Origin of the sequence: Bradyrhizobium sp. AZCC 1578, from assembly GCF_036924675.1 — a bacterium.
Lineage (GTDB): Bacteria > Pseudomonadota > Alphaproteobacteria > Rhizobiales > Xanthobacteraceae > Bradyrhizobium.
This window is the reverse complement of record NZ_JAZHRZ010000001.1, coordinates 18064-43630: the sequence shown is the minus strand read 5'-3', so window position 1 is coordinate 43630 and position 25567 is coordinate 18064. Positions and strand designations below refer to the sequence as shown.

The window sequence follows — 25567 nt, the reverse complement described above, 5'->3', positions numbered from 1 at the left end:
ATCAGGCCGGCTGTCCGAAAGAGTGGAACATGATGCTTCTAGGACGGTGCCGACGCCTCGGGCATTGCGGCTTCATCCATTGCGTCTGTGATGTTGATCCGACCGACCCGCGCGATATGGCCAAACTAAGGAATGAAGAGAACATGAGTGAACTTGAATCGATCATCGACGATGTGGGGAATCAGGTGGCGGAACGACAAACAGGGTGCCTGTCCATGCGGTCAGAGCGCTTGCTGGTAGATGAAATCAAGGCATTGCGGACCAAGGCCGAATACTGGCGGCTTCTTGCTGAACGCAACGGAACCGAGAATTGGCAGCTAAATCAGGCTTGTGGGTATCCAATCCCGGCCGACAAGGAGACCCCACAGAACCCATTCAAGTGCGGGATCTGCGACGCTCGCGCGAGATGCGAGATCTGCGACCCGGCCGGAATTCAGTAGCCGAGCTACGCCTTGCGCCGCTTTAGTTCCCGTTCGATGGCCTCCCGGATCAAGTCAAGCCGAGCTTCGCCATCCCGCAAGGCAGCGTCCAGCCGCTCAACCGTCTCGGCGGCGAGCGGTAGGGTCAGGCGGGTAGTCCAAAGTTTTTTGCGTCCCATGTCATTTTTCGTATGTACGATATTGACGACAGGCCGGAATATATCGTATGTACGAAACATCAGCAAGGGATTAGCCGAAATGAACCTCAAAAACCAGCCGACAGTAATGATGCCCGCCGACCTAATGTATGAAGTGGAGCGGGAATGGAAGATGTCTAAGGCCGCCTGGATCGATGTGGCTTGGGACTTGGCGCAACAGATTTGCGGAACGGAAGATCAGGCTGCGATCGAGAAGGTTCTCCGAGAGCGCGCCGAACTTGTCCTGATGTACCGCAAACGTGCAAAGGAGGCGGCCTAAGCCGCTTCCTCAGATTGGCAAGGAGACGGAAACAGTGGCTAAGGACAAGCGGCCGAAGACAGCCAGCAACACCGGATACGGCATCCTGAACCCTTACGGGGATATGTGGACATCCGAGGTGTTCAGCACTGAGGGGCAAGCCAGGGGCCATCTAGAGCGCTTCTGGAGGACCGTTCCGGGTGGCAGCGATCTCAGCAAATACAAGATCGTCCGCGCCCGACAGGTGGCGCATTACGTCGGCGATATTCAGTAGAAAGGGAAAGAGATGAATTGGCAACCAATCGAGACGGCGCCGAAGGATAAAACCATACTGCTTTACGGGCCGCAGGTCGGCGGCTCGAAAGACGATCTGGCAGGATGGGACGGGAATATCGTTGCATCCGGATACTACGATGGGATCGATACGTCGTGGTGTGTCACGGGATCGACTTGGCGCGGCCCGTTCATAGGGGCGACCCACTGGATGCCCCTCCCCGCCCCGCCGGATTCGAATGGGGGTGCGAAACAGTGACACATAAACTGATCAAGGCAGCCAAGGGAGCCGTTCGGGTCGCCCGGTGCGACCACGATCTGATACCCGTGCCCAAGAGCGCAGAGCCAAGCGGATTTCATAGAACCATGTGCAGAAAGTGCGGCGCGAGCTTCTATGAGCCTAGCGCGAATGGGGGCCGATGATGTTGTGGCTGATACAGGAATTAGCTTTCCGATATGATTGGATTTATCGGATCGTCTATCGCTATCGCTGCCCCGCCCCCGCAGATGGCGCCACGATGGCGCGGGAATGCTATCGACGCGGGCTATGTGGTTGTAACAACCAATGGCGCTTCCGACCGCGCCAGCGCACTTGACCGACATGACCCGAGAAGAAGCGATAAAGATCATTCAACAGGTGCCGCCCAAGTGGGTCGTCTGGTGTCTGGCTCAAATCAAGAAACCTGCACCACCTCGGACTTGACCGAAGATCGAGGATGAGATGGACATCAATCCTGAAGACTTGAAGGTGGAAGTAGCCCGCAGAAGCCCTCCAGGAGGGCAGCACGTCGGAACGGAAACGGGGGTGAGGGTAACGCACCTGCCGACCGGGCTAACCGCCGAGTGCAAGACAGAGCGATCCCAGCACCGCAATAGGTCGATCGCGATGGATATGATCTTGGGCGGCCTCACGTCGCCACACTTTCGCAGTTGAGCAGGAGCCGAAAGATGATAGACCCTGTATTGGCCGCCTTTGTATTTTGGGGCCTTGGCGTTTTTACCGGCTATTGCATCGGCTGGAAACGAGCCCAGCGGACCTAAGCGAAAGCCCGCGAGAGCAAAATGGATTTCCCCTACGTCTATTACTGGAACCGGCAGGATCGGAAGGGGCAGTTTTGCCGAGTTACGGCGCGTGGCAAAATGAACAGTTGCTGTGCCGAATTTGAGGACGGCTACAAGATGATTACCAGTCGCAACGCCATTCGCAAACGGAAGGCCGCGCCTTGCAAAAACTGCAAGGACCCCATTGACGACGGGCACGCAGAGTTCTGCGGCATGTGCCGCGAGATGGGTGCCGGGCTTTCGGTCTTGGCCAAGGATAGAAACAATGGGTGAGCACCGTATCAGCCTGAAAATTGAGTTCAGCATGCACGGCCATACAGACAAGCTCGATGCTTGGGTGGAATTTCACGGAACATGATGTCCCGGGCGTCGATTATCGCGCGATCGAATGGCTGCAAGAGCAGCACGCGAAGGCCATGAGCAACTATCTGGAGGCTCAGTGTTCGGCCGATGAGCGGCAACAGGCCGAAGTAGAGAACCGCGAGCGCGAAGAGTTAGAGCGGCTCAAAGCCAAATATAAGGGCTAGTCCGGCTCCAGCACGATCAGTTCCGATCGCCGCATGGCCGCAACCGCCCTCACCTTCTCACAGGCTTTCTTGTAATCCATAGATTCAGGAACCCGATAGTATTTGTCCCTGGTCGTGATGCTTGGCGAAACAATTGTAAAGGCCCAATATCTCTTCCCCTTGGGCTTGCCGTGCTGAGATTCATATTTGGAAGTGTCTATTGGAATATCCATGCCCGAAATATATGAACTGGATGGCTAAAGACGATCCCGTCCGCATCATTCCGCACAGCCCAGAGGGGATTCCCGATACTGGAAGCTTTGAGGTCGTGTATCCTCGCGGGAGAGAAATGTTCTTTTGGGATGACAATGCCGGCCGGCGGTCGATTTCGAAGAGTGTCACGATGGGCCGTGAAGAGGCTCTAGAAGCAGCTCGGGAGTTTGCGAGGAAGGAGCGGGAGAAGCTTCGATGACCGTCTGGATCTATGTCGATACGAGCAAAGATGCCCGCCACGAGGACTACCTGAAGGTCTTCGCCACTGCAGAAGCCGCTCAAGCCTGGTTCGATAAGAACGATCCGGAAGGCGTGGCCTTTCAATACGAGGTCATCGGGAGTTGAGAAGTTCCGGCAGGCAGTCGAGAACGAGGCCGCGGATTTCTTCCATTGAGAGCTGCCAGCGCTGAACCGTGTGATCGCCGGGCCCAATGTTCAGCATTGGCTTTCCCTTCTCCGGGAAAGTGATCCGGAAGAACCTAGCGGTCTTTGGGTCGGACGATTGGACACTCGCAAAGCCACTCAAGGAGGAAGCTGTAATCGTGGTGATGCATGACTTCATTTGGTTTTGAGAAGACCCAGCCAAGTTGTATCCAATCGTTAAGCGCGTGATGTCTGGCCCAGTGGAAAATGCGGTCTCGCTTCATGCGGAAACACTATCATGATTTGTCGCGAAATGCTATAAATAAAGCACTTTCAGGAGATTTTACATGGGCGCAATGATTGACCGTGTGGCGCAAGCCTTACTGGCTTTTGAGACCAGCGCCTCTGAGTTTAAGTCAGAGGATTGTGGCTGGCATTCACTGCTAAATGAGAGCGGGCGAAACTTCTGGCGGGCAAAAGCCCGCGCGGCCATTGAAGCGATGCGGGAGCCGACTGACGAACAACGCAATGCCTATTACGAACTGAGCCATAGGACGGAAGTTATGTTCGATGCTCATTGGGAACGAGCAATAGATGCTGCCCTAGTCAGCGAGCAGCCAAAGGCCGACGTTTGACGCTGCATACCCGCCAAAGATGATCGCTGTCGGATAGTTCTTCCTGAAGAGTGCTTCAATCGCAATGTAGGCATAGGCGAGACCCACCGCGACAATGAGAGTCTTGCCCATCAGAAGTTCAGCCGGTCAAATTCGGGATGATGTTTGCAGATTTTATCTGCCAGTTTCTGAAAGACGGGACCGTGTTCGTCGCACATGCCGTTCACTTCCAAGAAGAGGTGCGCCATCTCATGCGACATCGTTTGCAATAGCAGTATATGCCGCCCGACGTTTCGGCTTGAAAACACCATGTGATGTTCTCCGCCTATCCACTGATAACGCCCGAACTCGTTCTTCCGTCTGCCAATGGAGAACTTAACGTCCTCGGAGTGCGGCATATTCATTTTGTTGAACGGCGGGGTGCAGCACAGATAGTCATAGGCCGCCGCCAGCATCTCGACATTCAGCGGGAGCGCCATATCACACCTTATGAAGCTGGCCGCGGAACCAGACCGTTTTAGCGTCCATCTTGGTGATAAGCTCTGGCGGCATCAGTATCCCGTCCCGATACGTCAGGAGCGCAAAGCCCGAGCGCCAATCCAATGCTGAATCCTCTGTGTAGCTGAACGCGCGATGTTCCTTGTCAGCCACGCAGCCAGTATCAACCCCATAACGATCAAAGCGATTATAGTCAGAGAGAGGTCGAACGTTCTGCGAATGGAGATGCCCCGTAATCATGCTGACGCCTGCATTTAGAGCATTCGCTCTGGTGGCGTTCATTCCACCTTTCCAGCGATGCTTCACCATCGTCGCGCCGCCAGGAACGCCCTCGTTGATGAAGCAAGACATTGCTTTCTGCCAAACGCCGGAGAAATGGTCGGCTAGATGCACACCCTTGACGCCACGCATTTGCGGGACAGCGTTAGCGAACGTTGCCTCCCACCTCGCGTCATGATTCCCCAAAGTCCAGACTTTGTGAGCGCCGCGCTTGCAGGCTTGCACGATATCGTTGAGGTGATCTTGTACGGATTCGATCTCTTCCTGCGGGTCTGGCGCCTTCTCCCAATTCTGGGGGTGCCGGCTGATCCTTGGGAAGTCCATCACGTCGCCGTTCAGGATGACGGCGGATGGCTTGATGTCGGCAACGAACTTCTTGAAGGCCCGGAGGCAGGTTGACGGCTCACCAGGCCAGATATGGAAGTCGGACCCGATCAATGCCGTTCCGTTTCGTATCTCAAGCGGCAGGCGACCGGGGAAGTTAATCGCCTGCTTCGTCGGCGCCGTGATCGGATCGAATCTCGCGAGATTGGCGCGGCGCTTGTAAACCGCCCGCTCCATGCACCCTAGTTGCCTTGCTGTCTCCGTTGCACCGTATGTCTGGAATAGCCTTACAAACTCATCGTCAGAGCATGTCTTGCCGGCCATTCAGTACCCCGCTGCTGGCTGAAAACAGTACGTGGTGAACTCAGCAGCGGGGCCATAGCGCCTGCCGCACAAATGATTGCGCCCATCGGGATTGTCCGGGCTGTCAGGTAGCCCGAGGTCAACCTTGTGTTTGGGGATCGGCGTGAAATCGCCTGTATCGCCCTCTTGCCGGGCGTACCATTGGCCGCCCCTCATGTAGGCTTCAGCGGGCCGGCAGTCGTCATCATTGCAGCAGGAAACAGCTCGGTTGTCCGGCATTTTCCAGTGCTTGTAGAATTTGTGATGGATCGGAAAATCCAGCGGGCGGTGCTGGTGCGGTTCTTGTGCTCTCACCGGCACCGCGATCAGCACGAGGCCTGCGATAATCAGCGGCCACGCGATCTTGCTCTGTGTGTTCTGGGTGGCGATGAATGCGCCGGCAATGAAAAGGAGGATGCCGAAAAGCATGATGACCCCTAAATTTCGCGGTAGATGTCCTGCAATGAGCACGGGCCGTAGCCCTGTCCCCAGCCCACATGCCAATTGCCGAACCGGTCGCGCTGAGCGGCCTTCTCGACAATCACGCAATACGGGACTTGGTTGTCTTTGACCGGTTGCGGACGGTTCGCAGCGATAGCAACCAGCGCGCAGATCGTGACGGCTATGATGCCGGCGCGGAAGTCGATCAATGTTTGCCGATGAGGTTGGTTGTGATGAAGGCGATCACTGCGGCAGCGCCACTTGACCACCACACCTTGCGCTCGACCTTGGTCAGCCGATCGTCGTACTTGCCTGTTAGCTCAATGAGCAGATCAACCTTGGCTTCGACGCGGCCCATTGCGCGTTGTAGTTCGTCGCTCATCGAAATGCCGTCGCCACGACTTTGACGCCCTCATGCCAGCGGTCCTTGAACGTCACGCCAGCAGATTTTGGAGCGGCAACCTTCTTGTCAGACTTCGCACCTGGCTTCTGACAGATGGCCTTCCAAGCGGCGTTGTGCTCTTTCACTTCCGCAGCAGTGGCCTGCGTATCCTTGCCACTCCAGTAGATCGGCTTGAAGGCTTGGCAAGCCACCTTGTCAGTCGGGACGCTTGAAGCCGTCATCGTCGCGCAGGATGCTAGCGGGATCGTTAGTGTGAGTAGCGCGAGCGGCAGCCCTAGCCTCATTGCCCGCCTTGATAGCCTCGTCTGCATCCTGCAAACCCTTCAAAGTTGCTTCCGCAGCCCCCGCCTCCATCCACTTTTTCTGTTCGGCGTAACCGACCAGCCAGCGGGCGAGGGCGAGGACTCCGGAGATAATCGAGAGAATTGTAGAAGCGGTCATGCTTCCGGCTTGTTCAGGTCGGGAACGAACACGGCAACAGCGGCGGCTATAGCGGTCGCGACCGAAACAATCGCCTGTAGGTGCTCAGGGGCCAGATTGACGCCGACAAGGCCGAGCAGAGACGCGAGACCTGCGTAGGTGGACGGCTCTTTCATGCGATTGATGATGTAGGCAAAAATTGCAGTCATGGTTTTCTCCTGTTAAAGTCTGGCTGCCTGTACGTGCATCCAGTCGAAGTTTCGGGTGCGGCCGAGCGATACCCAGCCCTCTTCTTCCCACGCAGCCCAGAAGGCTTCGCAGTCCTTTTGAGCGAGGCGGGCTTTATCCCGACCCCACTTCAATTGATTCCGGTTCGGATCGAAGTCGATCGCGCAGGCATAGGCGTGCATCGAAAGCTGAGTTCCGCCGCGCATCGGCCGGTTGTTGTAACAGCCCCCAAAGATCGAGAGCCCAAGCTTTGCTCGGTCGCTGGCGCTGTATTCTGATGCGATCTTAGTCAGCGCCCTGAACGCACTGTCGGCGCATTTCTTGTTGATCGTCATGCGCTTAACGACCTTGCCATCGTAGGTCATGTCGTATGGCAAGGTCAGAATCGTCTGGTTCGTGCCAGGCGCGCCGTAAAAGCGCCGGCACTCAGCCTGGGTGGGCCAAGTTGTCATCTATTGCTCGCTGTGGAGTTGTGGTGGTAGGATCCCCCCCGGCTGGAGGGAGTCCACATGCTTTGGTTCTTCGGATCTTTGGCGGCAGTCTTTTTGCTGCTTGTTTTGTGCGCCGTGCTCTTAACCCGCCACCTGACTAAGTGGCCGGAAGCTAAATAATCCGAATGATGTAGTTGCAGACGATGGTGGGCTGAACGTTGTTGTGAGCCTCGCCGCTCGTATTGTTCGACGTAACACTGATAGAGTTTGTGACCTGCCCGGGATTCAGAATAGACATCGTACCGTTTGCGACTGGGATCGCGTAAAACTGCGAACCAATACCACCAGTAAACGTCGTCGGTGTCGTGGTCCCAATCAGAGGGAAATTCGTTGAGGGAGCATTGCTGACATTGATGACTTGCGAAGCGTTCGCCGAAGTAATCCCCGTGGGCAATTTCGCGAGCGAAAGCGTGTTGCTCTCCAAACCGCCGGTTGCGCCAAGCGCTGTGCTGTCGCCGCCGAAATACGTGGAGGTTAGCCGCGTTGCCGTCGCCGCCTTCATAACCGAAACACGTTCAGTTTTGTCCGGCAGGTTGAACGTCGTGGACCCGTCGCCAGGCCCATAGGTCGTTCCCATGATGGCAAATAGAGCTGAATAAGTGGTTCGGCTGATCGCCTGCCCTGCCGGGAATGCAAACGAGCTGTTCGGCGCGGTCGTGCCCCAGAAATCGATCCCGCCAGCGATCGGGATGGAGTACGGGTTGACGTAATAGCCGTGCAGGTAGAAAACGGCATCGCTCGAATTATAGAGCGCAATGTAGGGCGAGCCCTGCACCAGGACGCCAGCCGGCAGTTCGACCGAGGGAGCCGAACGCAGCGGCTTTGCCCCGAGCCCGTCAACATTGAGCGTGACCGTTGCACCGTTGGTCGCGTGCGGCGTGAAGGCGATCATCTGGCCGTTCATGTTCGCAAGCGAATTGAAGACCTGATACGATGTCACGGTGTAGGCGGTTGACGTGCCGCCGGTTGCGATAGCTCCCGCAATGTCGTCCCGGAAGCCAGCGGCAGAAGCCATCATAGCTCGGGCCGAATCGTTCACGGCGCTGGGCGCCATGCCTTCGGCCCAATTTACGGTTGCATCAGCCGTGGCATTCGACGCAGCCGTGCGGCTCCAATTGTAGAACGGAAGTGCCATTGATTATCCTCGGGAGAAAACGGGCGGCTTGAACGCAGCCTTGAGCTTGGAGAGATCGGGCGAGCGGCGGGGCGCAAAGAAGATCGGCTGGGCCTGTGGGGCCTGCTCGGCTGGCATCTGGGCGAATAGGCCGCCGCCCTGAGCGGGTTGGGCCTGCGGAGTAGCGGCCGGAAAGACCGGGGCTTGCGCCAAAAGACCAGCATTGGCTGGCTTTAGAAGGCCCGCAGGAGCCGCAGCGGGAGCCGTTGATGAGGGTGCTGCTTGGGGCGCGCTACCGCCGACCTTCTTGGACGCCCACGCCTGCAAGTCCCCTGCAGTCATCCGAGCTAGGAATGGATTGGCCTTTACGACCGCATCCCCAAGGATGGCAGAAACCGGCGCGCTGGGGTCTGCTTGAAGAACTTTCACCGCCCCGCCAGGGCCGGCAAAATGGCTTAGATAGATATTTCCGTCCGTGACGGGGACACCCGCCCTTGCTAGAATGCCCTGGTTCTGGTTCGCATAAGCTTCCGTCATCTCTCGGGAGAGTTGCGGGTCGGTCTTAAGGGCAAGAAGTTCGGCATCTGATTTGCCGTTAGCAATGTCGGGTCTTGCGGTGCGAATGGTCGCAAGCCAGGTGGAATCGATGAACTGACCGAGCCCCGACGCAGACGAACGAGGATTGGTGGCGTTGGGATTGCCCCCGCTCTCTACGCCAATGATGGAGTCTATCAGGCCCATATGATCGAATTTTCCGCGTTCATAGCAACGCTCGCGCTGGGCGCGTTCGTCGCCTTTCTAGTTAACCGATGGGAGCTATTCGTCGGGGATAAGGACTTGGCGTTCCTGATCGGATTCCCGGCGCTGTGCCTCATTGCGTGGATTTACGACCGGCGACAGGCGTCGTTGCGGAAATCCAATAAGGAGAAGACATAACCCGCATGATCGCCCGCGAATTTTGGCCCGTTGACCAAGCGGACCTCAGCAAGTCCTGCGCTATGCGCCGGACCTCTGGACCTTCCGCCGCCAGGATTTGACCAATCTCATCCTTGGTTCTCGCGTTGCTGGCGCCGGCAATGGCCTTCGCTACTGCATTGAGAGCCTTCAGCCCCAAGCCGGTTATCGTCGTATCGTGCGGGACGTTGCCGCCTTCCGAGCCCCTCATAGCCGCTGCGGATTCCATGCGTTGGGCGGTCTGGGAATTTTGCACGATGTCCTGGTAAGACTGCCGGAACTTCCGATTATCCATCAGGGATTTAACTACGGCGTCCCGCGCATCGTCGCCGAAGATCGTTCCGAGCTTCTGGCTGTTCCAGTCCTGCGGCGTGCCGATCTTGCGTTCTAGCGTATTCAGGTCGTTGACGTTGGTGCCGACAAGCCGGTCGAGCTCGGCTCGCGTGCCCTGCCGCAACCGTGTTGGGGCGGCAGACGGGCCAATCATCTCGCCCTGCGGTAAGGCCGACAGCCTGATTTCGTCGGAGAGTTCGCCGGGCCTGATAGCGGTTTTACCACTATCAAGGACCTGAGTGCCGCGCTGAAGTGCGGCCGACTGCCGATGGGATTCAGCGATTGGCGCGTCTATCGATTTGATGCCGGGAACTGCGCGAGTCAGCTCAGCGTCAACCGCCTGCCGTGCCTGCGTGAGAACGCGGATGGTGTTGGGGTCAACCTCTGTTTTAAGTAAGCCGTCTATGGCCTCTCTGCTATTGAGAAGCGCCGCCGGGTTGCGGTCTAACTCCCGCGTAGCTACCGGGTCGTTTAGCATCTCGCGGACTTGGCGCGCGGCCCGTTGTGCACCTCCCCGCTCGGCTATAGCCATGGCGTCAAGTTGCGCCGCCAGACCTCTTGTGTTGACGGGGCCAGCGCCCTGCAGCAATGGCTGATACTCCTGCCCCATGAAAGCGCGGTCGCCGGATAGCCCCGCCTCAACCCGCGAGGGCATCGGCGATGGGCCAAGATTTTCATCCAGCGCGCGGGCCAGCCGCTGTCCAGTGCCCGCATCGCGGTTGCGCAACGCATCAACCAGCGCCGTACGGCCCGCGCCCGCGCCAGTGCCGGCACCCTGACCAAGACCGAGCATGGCGGGACCAGCATCAACCAGCATCGCATCCGGCCCCATCTCGGATAGGCCGCGCAGTCCTGCTTCGTCAGCCTGAGCGGCGCCGCGGAGCATTGCCGACGCGCCGCGGCTGGCCCCTTCAACGCGGGGGCCGAGGAACGCCGCCCCGGTTCGATAGAGACCGCCGGCTGCCGCGCCCGCTACAGGCAACCCGCCGCCGATTAGTGCGCCTGTGGTCGCGCCCTTCGTTGCCGCTTCAAGATAGTCTTTCGGGTTCTCGGAATAGGTATTGCCCGCCCCATGCGCCGCACCATATGCGCCGCCCTCCGCGCCATAACCAAGCACGCGAGGCAGCATGTTCGGACCAACGCGGCCCGCCAAGGTCAGGCCGCTCCGCATCAAGCCAATGCCGCCGCCAAGGCCGCCTACTCCTTCTACCACAGCTGATTCCGGCAACCGATTGCGCACATCCTGCGTCGCAGTTCGATTGGCCTTTACGCCAGCATCATATGACGGTGCGCGCCCGGTCAGCGCGTCCATGCCGCCCGCAAACTTATCAGCCAGCCCGAACGTCGCGCCATTGGCTGCCAGCCTCGCCCAATCGTCCAGCTTGCTGCCAACCCGCCTGACCTGTTCACCAAGATCAGGACCGGCCTGCACTACTCCACCCATTCCCTCCATTGTTGAGGGCATAGGCCCCGCCTCGGCCTGCATGGCGGGGGCGGGCTGCGGGGCTGCAGCACCTAGATGCTTCTGGAGCGCAGCCAATGCGCCTTGTGCGCTCGCCCCCTCAATCTCGTAGACCCTGCCGTCTGGGGCTGTGATCTCGAATACACCCATTACTTGGCCTTGATTTTGTAGCCGTCGATTACAACGGGCTCAGAGGACTTGGCGACCCAAGGCTGGAACTCGCCGAAGTCGTGAACAACGTCGTCAGGGTTTGCTCGGGTGCGCGTGGCAATGCCGCGAAAACGCTCGGCGTCCTGGTCATACATCTGCTTGTAAGACTGCATCCGGCTGTGCGCTTCGGCCATCAACGCTTGACGGCCAGCGGGCGTCAGGCCGCCCTCGTTATTGATCTGCGCAATGACGCCGTTGAGCTTTTCCTGCCAACCTTGCGCGTTATTAGCCATGTGGATTTCGCCCTCTCGAACGACCGAGCCGGGGTCCATGATCTTGCCGAGGCCGTAGACCAGATTGAGGTCAGCGGCCTTCGTGTTGCGGCCCGCAGCATCACGCATGGACTTGTAGATGGGCGCGGCCTGCGAGATGTTCTGATACGATGGTAGTTTGGAAAGCTCGGTACGCAGCTTGCTGGTATCGTCAAAATTCGCTGGCAACGCGTCTCCAGTCGCTCGCTTGGACTGCTCGTCGCGCCATATCTTTGGATCGACTCCGGGAGGTGCTGCGGGGATGGCAGACGGCGCCGCGGGGGGACTAGCCTGCTGATTGTATTCCGTAATTGATTTGTTCTTGGGGTCTTTCCAGCCGTATATCTCATTCCCGAACTGGTCTTTCCGGACAACGCCATATTCCGGCAGCTTGGCTTCTAGCGCCTGCCCCAGAAGGATTTTGCCGGCCTCCGGGTTCATCACGGCGAGCATGGCCTTCTGCGAGCCAAGGACGGGCACAAGAGCGTCGTATTGCGCTTTGAGGTTCTGCTGCGCGACCGAGCGGCTATCATTGCCCGTAAGCTTCGCAATAAGGCCATCAGGACTACCAATGCGACCAAGTAATGAGCCGCCGCCACCGAAGGCTGGCGGAAGACCCTGCTGTGTCGGACTAGCCGGCATCGGCGGGGGCGCGGCTGGCGTCGGTCCAGCATTCGGAGCGGCCTGCACCGGCTGCGCCATTGGAGGTTGGGGCACATTCTGCGCTGGAGTTGCCGGCACCTGCGACAACGCCTGCATCGGCACCCCGTATTGCGCCTGATCGGACTGTAAGCCGCCGCTGAACTGCTGGTTCATTGCGTTGTTGCGCAGGAAGTCGAGAAGACCGCCGCCGCCCGTGCCGCCAGCAAAGAGAGAATCAAGCAGGCCCATTCTATTTCAGCCCTCAAAAAATCTTGGCAAGATTGGTGATGCCGGTCGATAGCTTCAGGAACTGATCCGCCCCCGACATCTGGTTTTCCTGCTTGCCCGTTCCTTGCGACTGCGAACCCAGCGCCGCAATCGGAATGCCGATCTGAGCGAGCAAACCAAGTGCCTGCACGGGAATCCCGCGCCGCGCAGCTTCAGCCTGAAGCGTCGCATTGGCGCCCGCATTCGCCGCGTCGGTCGCTTGTCCCGCCGCCGTAACGCCCGCACCCTGGTTCGCGAGCTTCTGCTGCTGGAGCCCCGCCAGAATGCCCGCATTGGTGTTGCCGGCGTTGTAGAGATTGCCCGCCGCGCCCTGCTGGTTCTGGATGTTCTGATTGTACTGAGCGGCAATCGTCGGCGCCAAGCCCTGCGTCAAACCCCGGCCAAGTGCCATTGAATTGGCGCCGCTGAAGTCTCTGCCGGCTGCTGCGAACATCCCGTTTGTGTTGTTGGTGATGTCAGCCGTCGCCGTGTTGATCGCGTCGCGGAACCCCGGCGTGTCATAGGGATTATAATTGGTGTTCGATGCGAGCGGGTTGGTCTGGTCAACATAGCGCTGATAGTTGGCGTTGACGTTGCCGGCCTGATCCGTCGCGCCGCCACCAGACAAGAGCGTCTTGGCGTAATCCGCGATCTGCGGGGCATAGGTCGCTGAGGCACTGTTGGCGTTGTTGACCAGCGTCGAGAGAGCCCCGCTTTCCGCGCCGGTCACGCCAGTATTGCTGAGGTTGCCCTGCAACTGGCTCAGGATGCCCTGTAGCGCGGGCTGGGCCGCCTCCCAAGGTGCTGTCGTGCTCTGCTGCGTCGTGCTTTGAGTGCTCTTACCGCCCAAGGTCTTTCTCCAAAATCACATGCTCAACGTGATATCCGTCCAGCACTCTCTGCCACCCTACGCGGCCGTAGATACGCATCTTGCAGCCTTCGTCTTTTGCGTATTTCTCAATTTGTGCCAGCAGGGGGAGCCAGCGCTCTCGCTGATGTCCGCTGCAAGCTGTTATCGTGCAGACGCCACACGTAAGGTGCGTGGTCGCCGCCGCCTCGATGTGGTCACTAATCGCAAGCCAGAGCAACTGATCGCCCGAGAGAACGTCTTCCTCGATATCGGCGAAGTCGCTTAAGCCCGTTCGTTCGATCGCCGCACGGATCAAATCGCGCGCCAGCGGCCAAACCTTTTGAGTGTCTGCTGGGTTGACGCAGAGTAGATCGACGCTCATCCAACAATCACGTATAAAAACGTTCGGCTTGCCGTCGCAGAGTTCACGTGCGTTATCGTGAACGTATCGACGCCAACCGAAGAAATGTACCAGGTGCCCGCACCGAACTCGGTTGCCGCATTTGCGGTCGTCGGGATCAGGATCGGAACAGATCCAGGCGCACAAGTCCCGGTTCTTGTCGTTACAACCGTCGTTGCCGAGTTCTGCGTCAGCGTGACCGTCCCGACAGCATTGGACCGCCCGGCCCCAAGCTGTTGCAAAGCCAGGACGATCTTTTTGAGATCAGTCTCATTGATCTCGGGCAAATAGACCGTCACTGCTTGCCTTCCGTCGCAAAGTCCGGCTCAACGCCAGCCACATAGGTCCACGTCGTCTCGGCCGGGATGCGGACCTTTAGCCGCGAATACCGCGTTGACCTGTTCAGGTCACAGCGCCCCGTCCTCGAATTGATCAGGATTTCGCTCGTAGAGGTCGGCGTCGCCTGCTGGGTTTCCCGATAAGAGGCTGAGCCATAGACGGTTGGCGCATCTGTGATCGGCCGGAAGCCCCTGACGCGAATCCGCTGGCCGTCCGTGCCCTGCTCGCCGCTCTCAAGTGTTGCTTCAAGGTTCGTGCCTTGGAAGAACCCCAACTTGTGCTCGCTCGAAAACTGCGAAATCAGCGGCTGCGTCGAAACCGCAAAACTGTCTAGCGAGGCGCCGAGGGCATCGAGCGATGAGGAAATCGAGTCCAGATTTTCCAGCGTGATACCGGGCTGCGACATGCCAAGGATATATTCGCCGGTCATCTCCAGCGGGAAGAACCGCTCCAGCGCGTAGTCATAGCCAAGAATCTTGTCGTAAAGTCCCGTTGTCCCCGAGGTCGATTTGTAGGCCCAGAAAACCCGCGTTGATCGCGGGTCAGCCGCACCAATGAACATCCGTAGTTCTGTCTTGTCGAGATCGTCAAAGAACGTCCGGTCAACCTTCTCGCGCCCGATCTGTTCGGGGATGCCGCCCGGCGCGATCTTGTAGAGACCATAGGCAGAATGAAAGAAGATCAATTCACCCGCACGAATGAGGCTATAGGGCGCAAACAGGCCCTTGCCTTCCGCGATGCGGTCAATCTGGAAGATCAGCGGCGAGCCCGGAATATAGCTCATCCGCCGGATGGCCTGATCCTGGAACACGATACCCGCTTCGCCGCCCGCAACACCGCGAACAATGCCGCCGTCCGGGAAGTCCTGGAAGTCGGAACTGTTCGTCCCGCTGGTCCATGTGGTCGTTGCGTTCAGGCCCGACCATTGAATTCGATACGGGTTGGACAATAGCCCGGAGAGAACCAGAAACCTACCAACAACGCTGATATAGGCCGCCTGCGGCGGAGACCCGGCGACATCGGCGAACGCACTGGACGACGACAGGTCATAGACCTGCAGAGGGACGTTCTCTTGGGTCGCATGTACCAGATTGCCGAACTGCACAAACTGCCATTGCGCATCCGAGGACAGCGACGAATAGAGATGCGTTAGCGAGTGCGTGCCGGATTGCGAACCAGATGTATTGATCGCGGCCCCGCCCGCCGTGGCTGAAAACGTGAACGTGTCGGCAGAAAGAACTGTCTTGACGAAGTACTTTGTACCTGCCGTCATCCCCGTGGGAAGCGCGCCGGTCGTGGTCGGCACAAACGGGTCGTTAGCCGCAAAGCCGTGCGCGGTCTTGGTAACGACGCCGGGAGAGGCAATCGTGACCGTAAATGTTGCGACCTTGCTGACGGGCGTCCACGAATAGTCGGTGTTGCTCGCCAGATAGAGCCGGTCAGAAGTCCCGGCGAAGATCGCAACCGAACCGTCTGACTTCAGCGCGTAGAAGGCCCCTCGACAAGCTGCGGGAAGCGCCTGAGAAAGGATGGCAAAATCTCTAAACGGCCCGTAACCATCACCCCGCGGGATGACGTTCAGAATGTGACGGGTTGCCTGTCCTTCGTAGTCCGAAACGTCCGGGCGGTATTCTCCGAAAGGAAGCAGTGGCATTATGGGAGCGGTTGTATCTGAAGCGCTACGTCAGCGGTGACGGCAGAGCCGTGCGCGGTCGTAATGCGGAAAAACAACGAAGTATCAGTAAACATCGCATTGATAGACGGGCCAACGGCCTGAAGGCTCGTCGCCGTGTCGGCGGATGCCGTGTTGACCGTGCATGTCGTTGGCGTAACAATCGCCGTACCGCCGGCTGCCGCCGCCGTATATAGTGCGAACTGAGCACTTGTTGCTGCCGCGCTTGCGCCGTAGATCATGAGCGCCTGGAGGCGGTACCGTGTATAACCGCTCGGTAGCGAAATCGTCAGCGCCGTATCTGCGACGGAATTAAAATCGACATCGTTAGCGCTGGCTGAAATGTATATGGATGGCGCAGCTACGCCGACACCACCGCTGCTGACGGCGAGCGGCGTTCCAATGTGCAGCGCGCCACCAACACCAACGCCGCCACTAACAACAAGCGCGCCCGTAGATGAGGAAGAGCTGGCAGTCGTATACCCAACAGTGACCAACCCGGCAGATGCCGCCCCGTCAGTGATCGTTAGCGCATTAACAGAGTTAGCAAAATCAACAATCTGAAAGTCGTTGGCCGTCGTCTTGCCCAGGGTCCACTTTGTTGACCCGGCATCTTGGAAGCCAAATCCAACAGCCTCGCCAGCATTTAGGGAATTATAGCGAACAAGAGCTACATCGCCGCCCGAGGGCGCGCGAAAACTAAAGGGATTGCCAGTAGACTGTCCGACAAACCCATTGGGAAGCGTCGGGTTGGTGGCGAATACAAGAGAACCGCTGCCGGTCTCGTCAGTCACCGCAGACGCAAGATTAGCACTCGAAGGAGTGCCAAGGAATGTTGCAACTCCCGTCCCAAGGCCACTGACGTGCGTTGATATGCCTATCTTGCCCCATGATGGGGCCGTTCCGACGCCTCCCGAGATGAGAGCATTTCCGGTCGCGACATCGGCCAGTTTGGCAAGTGTCGTGCCGCTATCTGCGTAAAGTAGATCGCCCGTCGTGTACGATGTAAAGCCAGTGCCACCTGCGCTGGCAGCGATGGCTCGGGGGCTAAGTCCGTTGTTGGCGATGACGATTGACGTGGCGTCAAGATTGGCCGCCCCTGAGAGAGCTGTGGTGGTGCTCAGGAACTCGTTGCCGATGATGCTTGCAATAGTCCCAGAAGCAGACAAAGAAATTCCGGTAGAAAGTCCACTGAAGAGAACACCGTTGATAACAAGACCAGAGCAAACGGTGTTGCCCAAAATCATACCCGTCCCGCTGGGGGCAGAGGCGGTCAGAACGGCTCCGCCAATCATCGTGAAGTTGAAAATATTGACGGGAAGATCAACCCACGTGCCGGCACCAGTGCTATCAGCAAAGACGCACCCATAAAGACCGAGATTGGTAACGGTATGGGCGCCAGTCGCAAGAAACCCAGCGGGTGCGCCAGAGTTGGCCAATTCAAAATTGCACCCGTAGCAACTCCATCCGATGATCGGATTTACGATTGCCGCGCTGCCAAGACCGATGGATGTGCAATTAACCAACTTAATCATGTTGGTTTCGTTCGTGGGCGATGTGGCGTCGCCATCGAACAGCCCAACCCAGCCGTAGCTAGCGTGTGAGACGTAGACGTTATAGAACGTCACATCCACATTGTTCTTGAGATAGAAGCACTGTCCAGCCGTGTGGCCGTTATTGGTGATCTGATAGACTTGGACACGCTCAAAGCCGGAGGCGCAACCAGTCGTAAACGTTGTGGAACAGTTAAAGACAGTTCCAGTAAAGGAGTTGGAGCTATAAACGACCTGAATATCCCGCCACCATAGGCCGCGGTGGTTCGTCATATTAATGATGTTGCCCGAGCCGGTCCCAGTAAAATGCAGGACCGTTCCGAAGTTTCCAGAGTAGGTCAGGTCAAGGCCGCCCCCGCCTTCAAAGACAACATTGGTCAGGCTGGACAGGTTAAGGGCAGTCGAAAACTGTATTTTGCCGGTCGGGAAGATAACCCGCTTGCCCCCGGTCCCGATGGCGGTAATCAGGGAGGAGAATGCAGTGTCGTTTGCAGCCGCGGTATTCGAAGCCAGAACACCATAGTCTTCCGCATAGAGGACGTTGAGGAAAGAAGAAGCAGTGGTTTCCTCAAACACACCTGCCCCGGCGGATTGCCGCGCAAGAATCTTCCTGCTTGCTGAGGCGTTATAAAATCTGGAAAGCGCAAGCGTGCCGGTCCAGCCAACGGTGACTGATGTGGCAGATAGAAGCGCCGCTGCGTGCCCGCCGCCCAGCGTCAGCGTTACGTTAGTGTCGTCGGTCTTGGTAAGCGCGGCGCCGCTCGTTACCTCAGACGCAGCAACGCTTCCCGAGATGGTGTGGTTTGCATCCCAATCCGCACCGTCTACAATAGCGTCAGCATCGACGCCCGTTCCGGCGACCTGAGCATGAGTGATCGTAAGCGCCATTAGGTAACGACCGTCCAGGTTTCAGATTGCTCGGTTTGGGCATCCCAGACGCCGGATGTCGGGCCGGTGTCGAAAACGCGCCGACCGGACACAACCCGTGTTGCAAAGACGCGAGGGCTGAATACGCGCGGGTATTCTTCCACGGAGATAGCGGTCCAGCTTTCAGATTGTTCGGTCTTCGGCGGTCCAGGTCACGGCGTAACCCCGCTAACCGTCATGGTCATCGGGCCTGAATTGTATTGCGCGAGTTGTCCAAGCTTGTTGAGGCTTTCGACCGCTTGGGACAGGCCCGCGGCCCAGACGGCAATACGCTCGTCTTCCTTGATGTAAGGGGCCGATTCCAGGAGCGTGCCATAGAGATAAACGTCAGGCGCCAAGGTCAGCAGCCAGTTGGTGCTGTTTGACGCCAGCGCCGGAATGTTCTTCCGGTACACCATCTCGATCGTGTAGTTGGCGTCAGGCGTCGGGATCAGTTCGATTTCCGAGCCCATGATGGTGAAGTGCGACGGCTGGCCCGACGTGTTATCGTTGCCGTAGCGATATTCATCAGCTTGCGTGCCGCTCAGATACCGCAGCCGTGGCTTGCCGGTGACGCTGGAGAGCCTGATCCGTCGCATCGACTGGAAGTCTGTCGGCAGCGAGATAAATTCCGGCTCAGTGTCGCTCGTATCGCATGTCGTGGTTGACCGCACTTCCATCTGCCGCACGAACAATTCGCGGTTCAGCTTGGCTTCGCATAGCGTGACAAACTCGGGAATGCGCGCCGTAAGGTCGTCCCGCGCCAGCCAATTCGCGGCCGCGCTCTGCAATTCCGAGTATGTCGAAATAGCCATTAGCGCCAGCCCGCCTGCAATTTAGGACGGTCAACCCGGAGATACGCCCACTCCGGATCCTGCAGCTTCTTCTGGACGATCGCGTCAAACTCGGGCGTGAACATCCGCAATTGCGTGTTGCCCTTGCGGTGCTCTTCATCGAACCACTTGACATAGATCACGTTAGGGATACGCGCGACATGACGGCCCCAATCGCTCTGCTGCTCGTCTCGCCTCGCTTCCTTGTTCCACTCCAGGATAGGTTCAACGTCTTGGCGATGTTCAATCGCAAGGTCTTGGCCGTTGCTGTCGAGGTGGAAGCGAACATCCATCAGGTCAGTTCCGTGACCGTCAGAATGCCGGCAGTGCCAGCCTGCAGGACCGCAAGCTTTTGGCCGGGCGTCACGTCAAAACATTCCGACCAGCCGAGCGGAAACAAGCTATCCGTATCGACCGCCGTAGGCGTGCCGTCGCCGATCCGGATATAGGCCGGCTGGTCATGGGTGGCGACGCGCACCTTGTAAGTCTGCGCCCCGAATGCAGCAGTCGCCTGTGAGGTGCCGGACATCGTAAACTTATGGACTGTGCTAAGGCGCTTCTGCATGGGATCAGTCCCGCTCGATCACGGCAGTGAACATCACGGGGCTGGTCGTGTCGCTCTCGCCGGCCGAGATAAACTCGATCGTGTCGCCCTCGTTGACGTAGTTCGCGCCAGTCGGAATGGCACTATCCACGTCACCCGCCGCCGAACCGGACTGCGTGACGGTCACGGAAACTCCAGTAACTGCGGTCCCGTTAATTTCCATCGTCCACGTCGCGTTCGCCGTAGTGATCGCGGCGCCGATTACGGAATGCACCCGCACGATCTTGCCGCGCCACGGCGAGGCGACGAATGCAGAGCTTGCCGTCGAAAGGTCGGCCAGATACGCGCTGACCTGCGCCTCGCTGAGCGGCCGGTTTTCAGGAAGTGCCATCAGATTCTCCTTCAATGGGCCTGAGCATGTCCGCTATCGAGGCCGTATAGGTTTTCGAGCCGATATGGCCCAGGGTGATGCTTGGGTCTAAGAACGCCTCGAAACCGAGGTCTTTCGCGTCAGCAAAGAACGCCATATCCTCGCCGCGCGCATATCCATTGTGCTCATCACACCGGAAGATGTGCGCAATCGGCTCATCCACGCCGTTAAACTTCAGCTTGGGAGACTTATCCGCTAAAGCCTCAATCACGCGGCGGGTGACGACGGTAAACCCCATGCCCCATCCACCGATCTTCAAGCAGCCATACTCATTGCTTTCGATCTCGCCCCCGCTTGAGGGATCAAGAAAGAAGGTGATCGGGTCTTTCTTGGCTGGGTACGCGCCGCCAACGACATCCATCTTGGTCGCGAGCGCACAAAGACGGAGGAAATCGGCAGCCTTCCATTCAATGTCGGAGTCCACCCAGAACAGAAGGGACTTGTCCGATTGCAGGAAGGTATGGGCGATCTTGGAACGGGCGTGGGTAACGAGAGAATTCCCGACCTGTAGCTGCACCTCGAAGGGGACGCGCTTGACCGTGAGAAGGTCCTGCGTTGCCAGGAGCGAGGCGACAGTACCGGCCGGGATATCTCGATGGGTTGGCATGGCGAGCATTACGGAAACGCCCGCCATATCCAGCTTCATGCCTAGCTGACCGTCGCGCTGAACGGCGTTGCTTCGGTTCCCGTGGGGGCCGTGAAGCATTTCACGGAGAACTTGCCGGTGATGACATCCTCGATTTCGTAGATGTCGCCGACAACGCCGCCCAGCGTGGTGCCGTTCATGCTGATGGTGTCAGAAGTGGCAGTGGTCTTGAAGCCCTCGCCGTTATCCGAGGTCGTTGTCACAGCAAACGCATAGCCCATCATCACGTCGGTAGCGTTCGCTACCTTGATGGTGGAAGCCGTGCCGGTCGCCGCAACCGCAACAACGAAGCGGTACTTGTTGCCCGTGCCCGTCGCCTGCGGCAGCGTGATCGCAATCGGCGCCGCAGAGGAGATGGTCACGGTACGGTTGGCATGCGCCGCCGCCGTAATCGTCAGCGTGGTGGCCGTGGTATCGACCGGCGTGGAGGTCGCGCCAGCCAGATAGTCGGTCGTGATGCGCTTGGTGGTGCCGGCGCTGGTGTCATACATCAGCACAACGTCAGTGCGCGCAGGAGCCTCGGAAAGGGCCGAGCATTCCTGATGGAAAGTGTAGATAGTGGACATTAGTGGGTGCTCCTATCAGGAAGTGGTGTTGTCGAACACGCCGCCGCTCGCCTTTTCATTGCGAGCAACCAGCGAGTATTCGGAGAGGATTTGGCGACGGTCGGAGTCGCCGGTTTTCGCCAGCGCGATCGAGACCATCTTGCGGCCATTCAGGTAGGCAACCGCCCACTTGTCCATTTCCAACACCAGAACGTCGCGAGTGCGCTGGAAGCGGTTGGCAACGACCTTGAGCACGCCGAAGTCAGAATCGTAGGCATCGACCGAAGCCACGATCTTCTTCGACTTCGCCTCTTCCATCGGGGTCGAACGGCCCGTGAAGGTCGAGAACACCTGCTTGTTGAAGGCGCCAGTATAGATCATGTTGGGCTTGCCGCCCGAGGTCCAGATCGCCGAAAGAACGGTCTTCAGCCGGGCTTCGGTGAATGCGATCTGGGTGCCGTCAGTACGGGTACCAGCACCATCCGCAGTCGTCGGGTCAGCCGCGCCGCCAGCGGTACCCTTGCTGGTGTTGGTCTTGATCCAAGACAGGATCGAGGCCGTCTTGCGGGCGGTCGCATCAGCGCCGGCGTTCTTGGCCTGGTTGGTGCCGACCAGGATCGACTCCATGTCGCGCTTCAGTTCGAGGCCCTTCAGCATCTCCTGATAAGCGAGTTCGTTGTCGCGGCCGGCGTGGTCAACCGCCTGCTGCGTGCCGGAAACGCGGGCAACCTTGTCCGAGATCTGGCAGATGTTGCCGAGACGAACAGTCGGGGTCACGGCATCGGTCACGGCGTCGTCGCCTTCGAGAACCGCGTTAGAGGTATCGACGGAAGCCAGCGCCTGGGTTTGCCATTCGTGGTTAACCGCAGTCGCCTTTTCCCGCTCGACGCCCGTCATGAACGGGGTGTCGGTCGGATCGATGCGATAGATCATATCGCTGAGGTCTTCGCGGTTACCGATCGCCTCATAGGTGGCGAAGGTATTGGTAGGAAGTGCCATTAACGTAAGTCCTTATGATGCCCGGCGCTTGGCCTGCAGCGCACGAAGCTGCTGCGCGACGCGAAGATCACCGGTCTCGTTGAGTTTTCGGGTGAGGGCTTGGATTTGCTCGGAATGTGCATTGCCTTGCGGCCTTGCAGTTCCGGGCTTCTGAACGGGTGGAAGCGGCTTGGCGACTACAGCCGTCTTGGCGCTCTGAATGTCCCGCAGCTTCACGGCATCGGCGAGGAGTCGCTGAACCCTGTGGTCATAGATGGAAAGCTTGGACTTCCCACTTGCCAGGTCCGCGAGTTCGCTGTCCTTGAAACCGAGTTCGGGCAGTAATTCAGTCGCAACGCGCTGCGTCAGCTTGGGGCCTTTGTCCTTGTCTGCAAGCTCGGGGATGTATTCGGCAGCGAGAGCATTTTCCTTCTGGACGTGGTTTGCCCATTCGGATTGCTCAGCTTTCGACTTTTCATCCTTCGCCCGCTCCAGTTCCGCGTTGACAGCCTGCAGCTTTGTCTGATGCGCCTGCCATTGCAGATATCGGAACGGATCTTCGTTCGCCAGTTTGGTGACATCATCGACGGTTCTAATGTCGGCGAATGCCCCGTTCTGCGCGTCCTGAAGCGCCTGCATGACGCCCGGTAGTTGGGCCTCGTACTGTTGCCTTACCTGTTCCGCCTTCTGGCGCTCGGCTTCGATTGCCTTGCGCTGTTCAGCGATTTCGTTCTGACTACGGCGAAAATCCCGTTCCCGCTCCTGTTCGCGAGCGTGCAGATATTCCTGCGTCTCACGAGGCAAGGATTGAAAGCGTTCCTTTTCTGCCTTTGTCCAAGACCTCGGCGGCTCGATGGGCTCAGGTGTCTGAGGGTCGGCTGCGTCGGGTTCTTCGCTGGGGGCCGTTTCCGGGTCAGCGTTGGCTTGCGCCAATTCGGGTTGCTCAACCGGATCAGCCTGGGGCTGCTCGACGGGAGCGGATTCTTCTTTCGGCTTGTGCCGGGCTGCTGCGAGGGCGCGAGCAGCCTGAGAAATGGATAGATCTGCGCCGGTATCAGCGGGCGCCTGGACGACAGCAATAGCGTCGCCTCCAGCGGGAGCGCCGGTTTCGTCGGTCAAATGATGTTCCTTGTGGTTAGGTTAGGATTCCAAAGCGCTTCTTGCGCTCGGCCGTCTCGGCAAGGTCTTTCAATTCCTTCGCCGCCAGTTTCCCGTTATTGACAACGGTCGTCAGATGATCGCGGACCTTGCCGACGATGTTGATGGCGAGGAAAAGCTTTTCCCGGCCGGATACGTCGTCAATTGTGGTTGCCCGCCAAGCGCTCGTATAAGAGCTTTCCAGTGAGGTGAATGCCTCGGCCAGCAGTTCATCCTCAAGCAGCCGTTGCGCGCGTGCAGCCCGCGCTGTGGCTTTCTGGAGGGCGATTTCGTCGCTCAAGCTTCCACCCGATGGAAAACGAGTCTATCGCCAGACTCGAAATGATGGAGGCGGAAATGGGCTAAATCCCACCCTTCGCCGTCCTCCATGACGTACTGTAGGTGCGATTTGGCGCCGGGGTTCTTAACATCGCGCTCGCGGATCGAAACTGACTTGATGCGGATCACTTGCCACCCTTCGGCTTGGGAGCGTTCTTCATCTGCTCCATCTTCTGGCCGTGGGCCTCAGCGCCGGCAGCCACCTTGAACACGCCCGCTTCCAATTGCTGCTCGTGCTTTTCGCGATCTGCGGCGGTCTTGGCCTGCAACTGCGCCATCTTGTAGTCGTGCTCGCGCTGGTCACGCGCATTATCGAGTTGGAACTGAAGAACCGCCAACCTCTCCTCGATCGCCGCCTTTTCGCGATTCTGGATAATGTCCGCTTCAACCTTCTTATTGTTGGTCTCGATGTCGGCCCGAGCCTGAATAGCCTCAATCTGAGCCTTGCGCTCGTCTTCCTGCTTCTTCAGCTCCGCCTGCACCTTGATCTGCGTAACCTTCGGGTCTTCTGGCGGCGGGACAGGCGGATGCAGCAACTCACCCGTCTGCGGGTTTTTAGCGCTCGGGTCGTTGAAGAACTTATCGGGGTTCTTGTAGCCCATGATCTTGGTCAATTCAGACGCGGTATTGAACAGCGCCTGATCGTCAACCAGATTGGCCTTGCCGCCGGCAAGCATTTCCTTCTGCACATTCGCCAACGCCATCACTTGCGCGAACTGCTGGGCCTTGCCGCCGGTCCCAAGACCAACGTTGATCGTCATATCTGCGCGGGTTTTCCACTGCCGCGGATCAACCGGAACCCACGTATTGCGCAGCCGAACCGTCTGTTGCTGCTGGCCATGCTTGCGAATCGTGCCGTGCAGCAGCGCGAAGATGTCGCGCACGCCTTCGGCCATGATGCGGGCGATCAGCTTCATCCGCATCTGCGAGGCAGAGAAGACCTGAGCGACGGCGGTCGCGCTTTGGTTCTGCAGCGCGTTGGCATCAATGCCCTGCGATTGGTTGGAGAGGCCGGTTCGGGTTTCCCTGGTCGCGTCCATGTACTGGAACATGGGGTAGACCGATCCGGTGATGTCCGGAACAACCTGCCAGTTTAGCCCGCCCGGATTCTTGGTACGGACCACGCCGCCCGGCCGGCTCACCAGAAGGTCATCCAGCGTATTCGGGCCGGCCATCGCCTCTGCCACCTCAACCCGCGGATTGTTGTGCAGATAGAGATTATCCAGAGCACCGCGGATCAGCGCAGTCTTAACCCGCTGAATGTCCATCACGAGATCAGCAATCGATCGCCCGAAAAATCGATGGGTGATCGGGACCGGCGTCGTCGTAGCGAACGGGATCGCGTCAAACGGCTCTATGCACTCCTTGCCGTCTTTGCGCAGGATCTCGCCCTGATCTCCTCCGGTGATGACCTGGTACAGGCAAGGCCGACCATTGCCCTCGTAGTCCATCCGAACGTAATGCTCGGTGATCTTGACCAGTCGGGCCGACTTGTTGACATCGCTTGATCCGAAATGCTCGTTGATCGAATCCCGCGCGATCGTCTCAATATCGGTGTAGCCGGTATAATCGCCCAGCGCCTTGATCTGGTTCTCGTCAAAGCCTTCCGCGATCAACTGGCCTTCAGTCTTGGTGACGACCTCGTGGAAGCAGTAGTTGCAGTCCTTGATGTTGCGGGCGCCGCGCTCGATCCCGAACTCTTCCGGGGGAACGCCCATCACCTTGGCTTGGGCAAGCTTCTTGGTCGTGACGATGGTCACGTCGTGCATG

37 protein-coding genes are annotated in these 25567 nt (G+C 58.5%); 8 read left to right on the top strand and 29 right to left on the bottom strand.

Annotation, left to right across the window (positions count from 1 at the left end):
• Positions 1–29 precede the first annotated feature (29 nt).
• Complete coding sequence (locus V1290_RS00355; protein ID WP_334362447.1) at positions 30–440, top strand: hypothetical protein; 411 nt, start codon at positions 30–32, stop codon at positions 438–440.
• 5 nt (positions 441–445) lie between these two features.
• Here the strand turns inward: V1290_RS00355 and V1290_RS00350 are convergent, their stop codons facing one another.
• On the bottom strand, positions 446–664 hold the full coding sequence (locus tag V1290_RS00350; protein ID WP_334362446.1) for a hypothetical protein: 219 nt from the start codon (positions 662–664) through the stop codon (positions 446–448).
• Positions 665–677: 13 nt separating this feature from the next.
• Here V1290_RS00350 and V1290_RS00345 point away from each other — a divergent pair, with 13 nt between their 5' ends.
• From V1290_RS00345 to V1290_RS00320, 7 genes are all read left to right on the top strand, one after another.
• Positions 678–896 carry a hypothetical protein gene (locus V1290_RS00345; protein ID WP_334362445.1) on the top strand — a complete coding sequence of 73 codons (219 nt, stop codon included), beginning with the start codon at positions 678–680 and terminating at the stop codon, positions 894–896.
• Between the two features lie 34 nt (positions 897–930).
• On the top strand, positions 931–1149 hold the full coding sequence (locus tag V1290_RS00340; RefSeq protein WP_334362444.1) for a hypothetical protein: 219 nt from the start codon (positions 931–933) through the stop codon (positions 1147–1149).
• A gap of 720 nt (positions 1150–1869) precedes the next feature.
• Positions 1870–2082, top strand: coding sequence for a peptide chain release factor-like protein (locus tag V1290_RS36390; RefSeq protein ID WP_442894953.1), 213 nt, complete (start codon positions 1870–1872; stop codon positions 2080–2082).
• A 128-nt stretch (positions 2083–2210) separates the two neighbouring features.
• Complete coding sequence (locus V1290_RS00335) at positions 2211–2483, top strand: hypothetical protein (RefSeq protein ID WP_334362443.1); 273 nt, start codon at positions 2211–2213, stop codon at positions 2481–2483.
• A gap of 56 nt (positions 2484–2539) precedes the next feature.
• Complete coding sequence (locus tag V1290_RS00330) at positions 2540–2737, top strand: hypothetical protein (RefSeq protein WP_334362441.1); 198 nt, start codon at positions 2540–2542, stop codon at positions 2735–2737.
• A 447-nt stretch (positions 2738–3184) separates the two neighbouring features.
• Positions 3185–3334 (top strand): hypothetical protein, encoded by a 150-nt coding sequence (locus V1290_RS00325; protein WP_334362440.1) that lies wholly within the window; start codon positions 3185–3187, stop codon positions 3332–3334.
• Positions 3335–3699: 365 nt separating this feature from the next.
• Positions 3700–3987 (top strand): hypothetical protein, encoded by a 288-nt coding sequence (locus tag V1290_RS00320; RefSeq protein ID WP_334362439.1) that lies wholly within the window; start codon positions 3700–3702, stop codon positions 3985–3987.
• Between the two features lie 110 nt (positions 3988–4097).
• Here V1290_RS00320 and V1290_RS00315 read toward each other — a convergent pair whose 3' ends face one another.
• The 28 genes from V1290_RS00315 to V1290_RS00180 all read right to left on the bottom strand — a co-directional run bounded on the left by V1290_RS00315 (position 4098) and on the right by V1290_RS00180 (position 25566).
• A complete protein-coding gene (locus V1290_RS00315; protein ID WP_334362438.1) occupies positions 4098–4445 on the bottom strand; it encodes a SprT-like domain-containing protein in 348 nt (115 codons plus the stop codon).
• 1 nt (position 4446) lies between these two features.
• The gene (locus tag V1290_RS00310) at positions 4447–5391 is read right to left on the bottom strand and encodes a metallophosphoesterase (RefSeq protein ID WP_334362437.1); all 945 of its coding nucleotides are present in this window, start codon (positions 5389–5391) and stop codon (positions 4447–4449) included.
• Positions 5392–5838, bottom strand: a complete 447-nt coding sequence (locus tag V1290_RS00305; protein WP_334362436.1) for a hypothetical protein — start codon at positions 5836–5838, stop codon at positions 5392–5394. It abuts the gene before it with no gap.
• 8 nt (positions 5839–5846) lie between these two features.
• Positions 5847–6059 (bottom strand): hypothetical protein, encoded by a 213-nt coding sequence (locus V1290_RS00300; RefSeq protein WP_334362435.1) that lies wholly within the window; start codon positions 6057–6059, stop codon positions 5847–5849.
• Positions 6056–6232, bottom strand: a complete 177-nt coding sequence (locus V1290_RS00295) for a hypothetical protein (protein WP_334362434.1) — start codon at positions 6230–6232, stop codon at positions 6056–6058. Before V1290_RS00295 ends, V1290_RS00300 begins: the two co-directional genes overlap by 4 nt.
• A complete protein-coding gene (locus V1290_RS00290; protein WP_334362433.1) occupies positions 6229–6444 on the bottom strand; it encodes a hypothetical protein in 216 nt (71 codons plus the stop codon). Before V1290_RS00290 ends, V1290_RS00295 begins: the two co-directional genes overlap by 4 nt.
• A gap of 4 nt (positions 6445–6448) precedes the next feature.
• On the bottom strand, positions 6449–6694 hold the full coding sequence (locus tag V1290_RS00285; protein WP_334362432.1) for a hypothetical protein: 246 nt from the start codon (positions 6692–6694) through the stop codon (positions 6449–6451).
• Positions 6691–6882 (bottom strand): hypothetical protein, encoded by a 192-nt coding sequence (locus V1290_RS00280; RefSeq protein ID WP_334362430.1) that lies wholly within the window; start codon positions 6880–6882, stop codon positions 6691–6693. Before V1290_RS00280 ends, V1290_RS00285 begins: the two co-directional genes overlap by 4 nt.
• Before the next feature lie 12 nt (positions 6883–6894).
• Entirely contained in the window at positions 6895–7353 is a 459-nt protein-coding gene (locus V1290_RS00275; RefSeq protein WP_334362429.1) for a M15 family metallopeptidase, read from the bottom strand.
• 151 nt (positions 7354–7504) lie between these two features.
• Positions 7505–8527 carry a phage tail protein gene (locus tag V1290_RS00270; RefSeq protein ID WP_334362428.1) on the bottom strand — a complete coding sequence of 341 codons (1023 nt, stop codon included), beginning with the start codon at positions 8525–8527 and terminating at the stop codon, positions 7505–7507.
• Between the two features lie 3 nt (positions 8528–8530).
• Positions 8531–9247, bottom strand: a complete 717-nt coding sequence (locus V1290_RS00265; RefSeq protein WP_334362427.1) for a lytic transglycosylase domain-containing protein — start codon at positions 9245–9247, stop codon at positions 8531–8533.
• A 130-nt stretch (positions 9248–9377) separates the two neighbouring features.
• Positions 9378–11405 carry a hypothetical protein gene (locus tag V1290_RS00260; RefSeq protein ID WP_334362426.1) on the bottom strand — a complete coding sequence of 676 codons (2028 nt, stop codon included), beginning with the start codon at positions 11403–11405 and terminating at the stop codon, positions 9378–9380.
• Positions 11405–12607, bottom strand: coding sequence for a hypothetical protein (locus V1290_RS00255; protein WP_334362425.1), 1203 nt, complete (start codon positions 12605–12607; stop codon positions 11405–11407). The genes V1290_RS00260 and V1290_RS00255 overlap by 1 nt, the downstream gene beginning before the upstream one ends.
• 13 nt (positions 12608–12620) lie before the next feature.
• The gene (locus V1290_RS00250) at positions 12621–13475 is read right to left on the bottom strand and encodes a tail fiber domain-containing protein (protein ID WP_334362424.1); all 855 of its coding nucleotides are present in this window, start codon (positions 13473–13475) and stop codon (positions 12621–12623) included.
• A complete protein-coding gene (locus V1290_RS00245) occupies positions 13465–13857 on the bottom strand; it encodes a hypothetical protein (protein ID WP_334362423.1) in 393 nt (130 codons plus the stop codon). The genes V1290_RS00250 and V1290_RS00245 overlap by 11 nt, the downstream gene beginning before the upstream one ends.
• Positions 13854–14174 (bottom strand): hypothetical protein, encoded by a 321-nt coding sequence (locus tag V1290_RS00240; RefSeq protein ID WP_334362422.1) that lies wholly within the window; start codon positions 14172–14174, stop codon positions 13854–13856. Before V1290_RS00240 ends, V1290_RS00245 begins: the two co-directional genes overlap by 4 nt.
• Positions 14171–15868 (bottom strand): hypothetical protein, encoded by a 1698-nt coding sequence (locus V1290_RS00235; RefSeq protein WP_334362421.1) that lies wholly within the window; start codon positions 15866–15868, stop codon positions 14171–14173. The genes V1290_RS00240 and V1290_RS00235 overlap by 4 nt, the downstream gene beginning before the upstream one ends.
• Positions 15868–18327 carry a hypothetical protein gene (locus V1290_RS00230; protein ID WP_334362420.1) on the bottom strand — a complete coding sequence of 820 codons (2460 nt, stop codon included), beginning with the start codon at positions 18325–18327 and terminating at the stop codon, positions 15868–15870. The genes V1290_RS00235 and V1290_RS00230 overlap by 1 nt, the downstream gene beginning before the upstream one ends.
• 191 nt (positions 18328–18518) lie before the next feature.
• Complete coding sequence (locus V1290_RS00225) at positions 18519–19160, bottom strand: phage adaptor protein (RefSeq protein WP_334362419.1); 642 nt, start codon at positions 19158–19160, stop codon at positions 18519–18521.
• A complete protein-coding gene (locus tag V1290_RS00220; protein WP_334362418.1) occupies positions 19160–19471 on the bottom strand; it encodes a hypothetical protein in 312 nt (103 codons plus the stop codon). Before V1290_RS00220 ends, V1290_RS00225 begins: the two co-directional genes overlap by 1 nt.
• Positions 19471–19743: a hypothetical protein gene (locus V1290_RS00215; RefSeq protein ID WP_334362417.1), complete on the bottom strand. Its 273-nt coding sequence runs from the start codon at positions 19741–19743 to the stop codon at positions 19471–19473. Before V1290_RS00215 ends, V1290_RS00220 begins: the two co-directional genes overlap by 1 nt.
• A gap of 4 nt (positions 19744–19747) precedes the next feature.
• Positions 19748–20113, bottom strand: a complete 366-nt coding sequence (locus V1290_RS00210; RefSeq protein ID WP_334362416.1) for a hypothetical protein — start codon at positions 20111–20113, stop codon at positions 19748–19750.
• Complete coding sequence (locus V1290_RS00205; RefSeq protein ID WP_334362415.1) at positions 20100–20798, bottom strand: hypothetical protein; 699 nt, start codon at positions 20796–20798, stop codon at positions 20100–20102. Before V1290_RS00205 ends, V1290_RS00210 begins: the two co-directional genes overlap by 14 nt.
• A gap of 2 nt (positions 20799–20800) precedes the next feature.
• The gene (locus V1290_RS00200) at positions 20801–21364 is read right to left on the bottom strand and encodes a hypothetical protein (RefSeq protein ID WP_334362414.1); all 564 of its coding nucleotides are present in this window, start codon (positions 21362–21364) and stop codon (positions 20801–20803) included.
• A gap of 15 nt (positions 21365–21379) precedes the next feature.
• Complete coding sequence (locus tag V1290_RS00195; RefSeq protein ID WP_334362413.1) at positions 21380–22342, bottom strand: DUF5309 domain-containing protein; 963 nt, start codon at positions 22340–22342, stop codon at positions 21380–21382.
• Between the two features lie 12 nt (positions 22343–22354).
• Positions 22355–23440, bottom strand: a complete 1086-nt coding sequence (locus V1290_RS00190; RefSeq protein WP_334362412.1) for a hypothetical protein — start codon at positions 23438–23440, stop codon at positions 22355–22357.
• Between the two features lie 16 nt (positions 23441–23456).
• Complete coding sequence (locus V1290_RS00185; RefSeq protein WP_334362411.1) at positions 23457–23759, bottom strand: hypothetical protein; 303 nt, start codon at positions 23757–23759, stop codon at positions 23457–23459.
• Positions 23760–23922: 163 nt separating this feature from the next.
• Positions 23923–25566, bottom strand: coding sequence for a cell envelope integrity protein TolA (locus V1290_RS00180; RefSeq protein WP_442895040.1), 1644 nt, complete (start codon positions 25564–25566; stop codon positions 23923–23925).
• Position 25567: the final 1 nt, after the last annotated feature.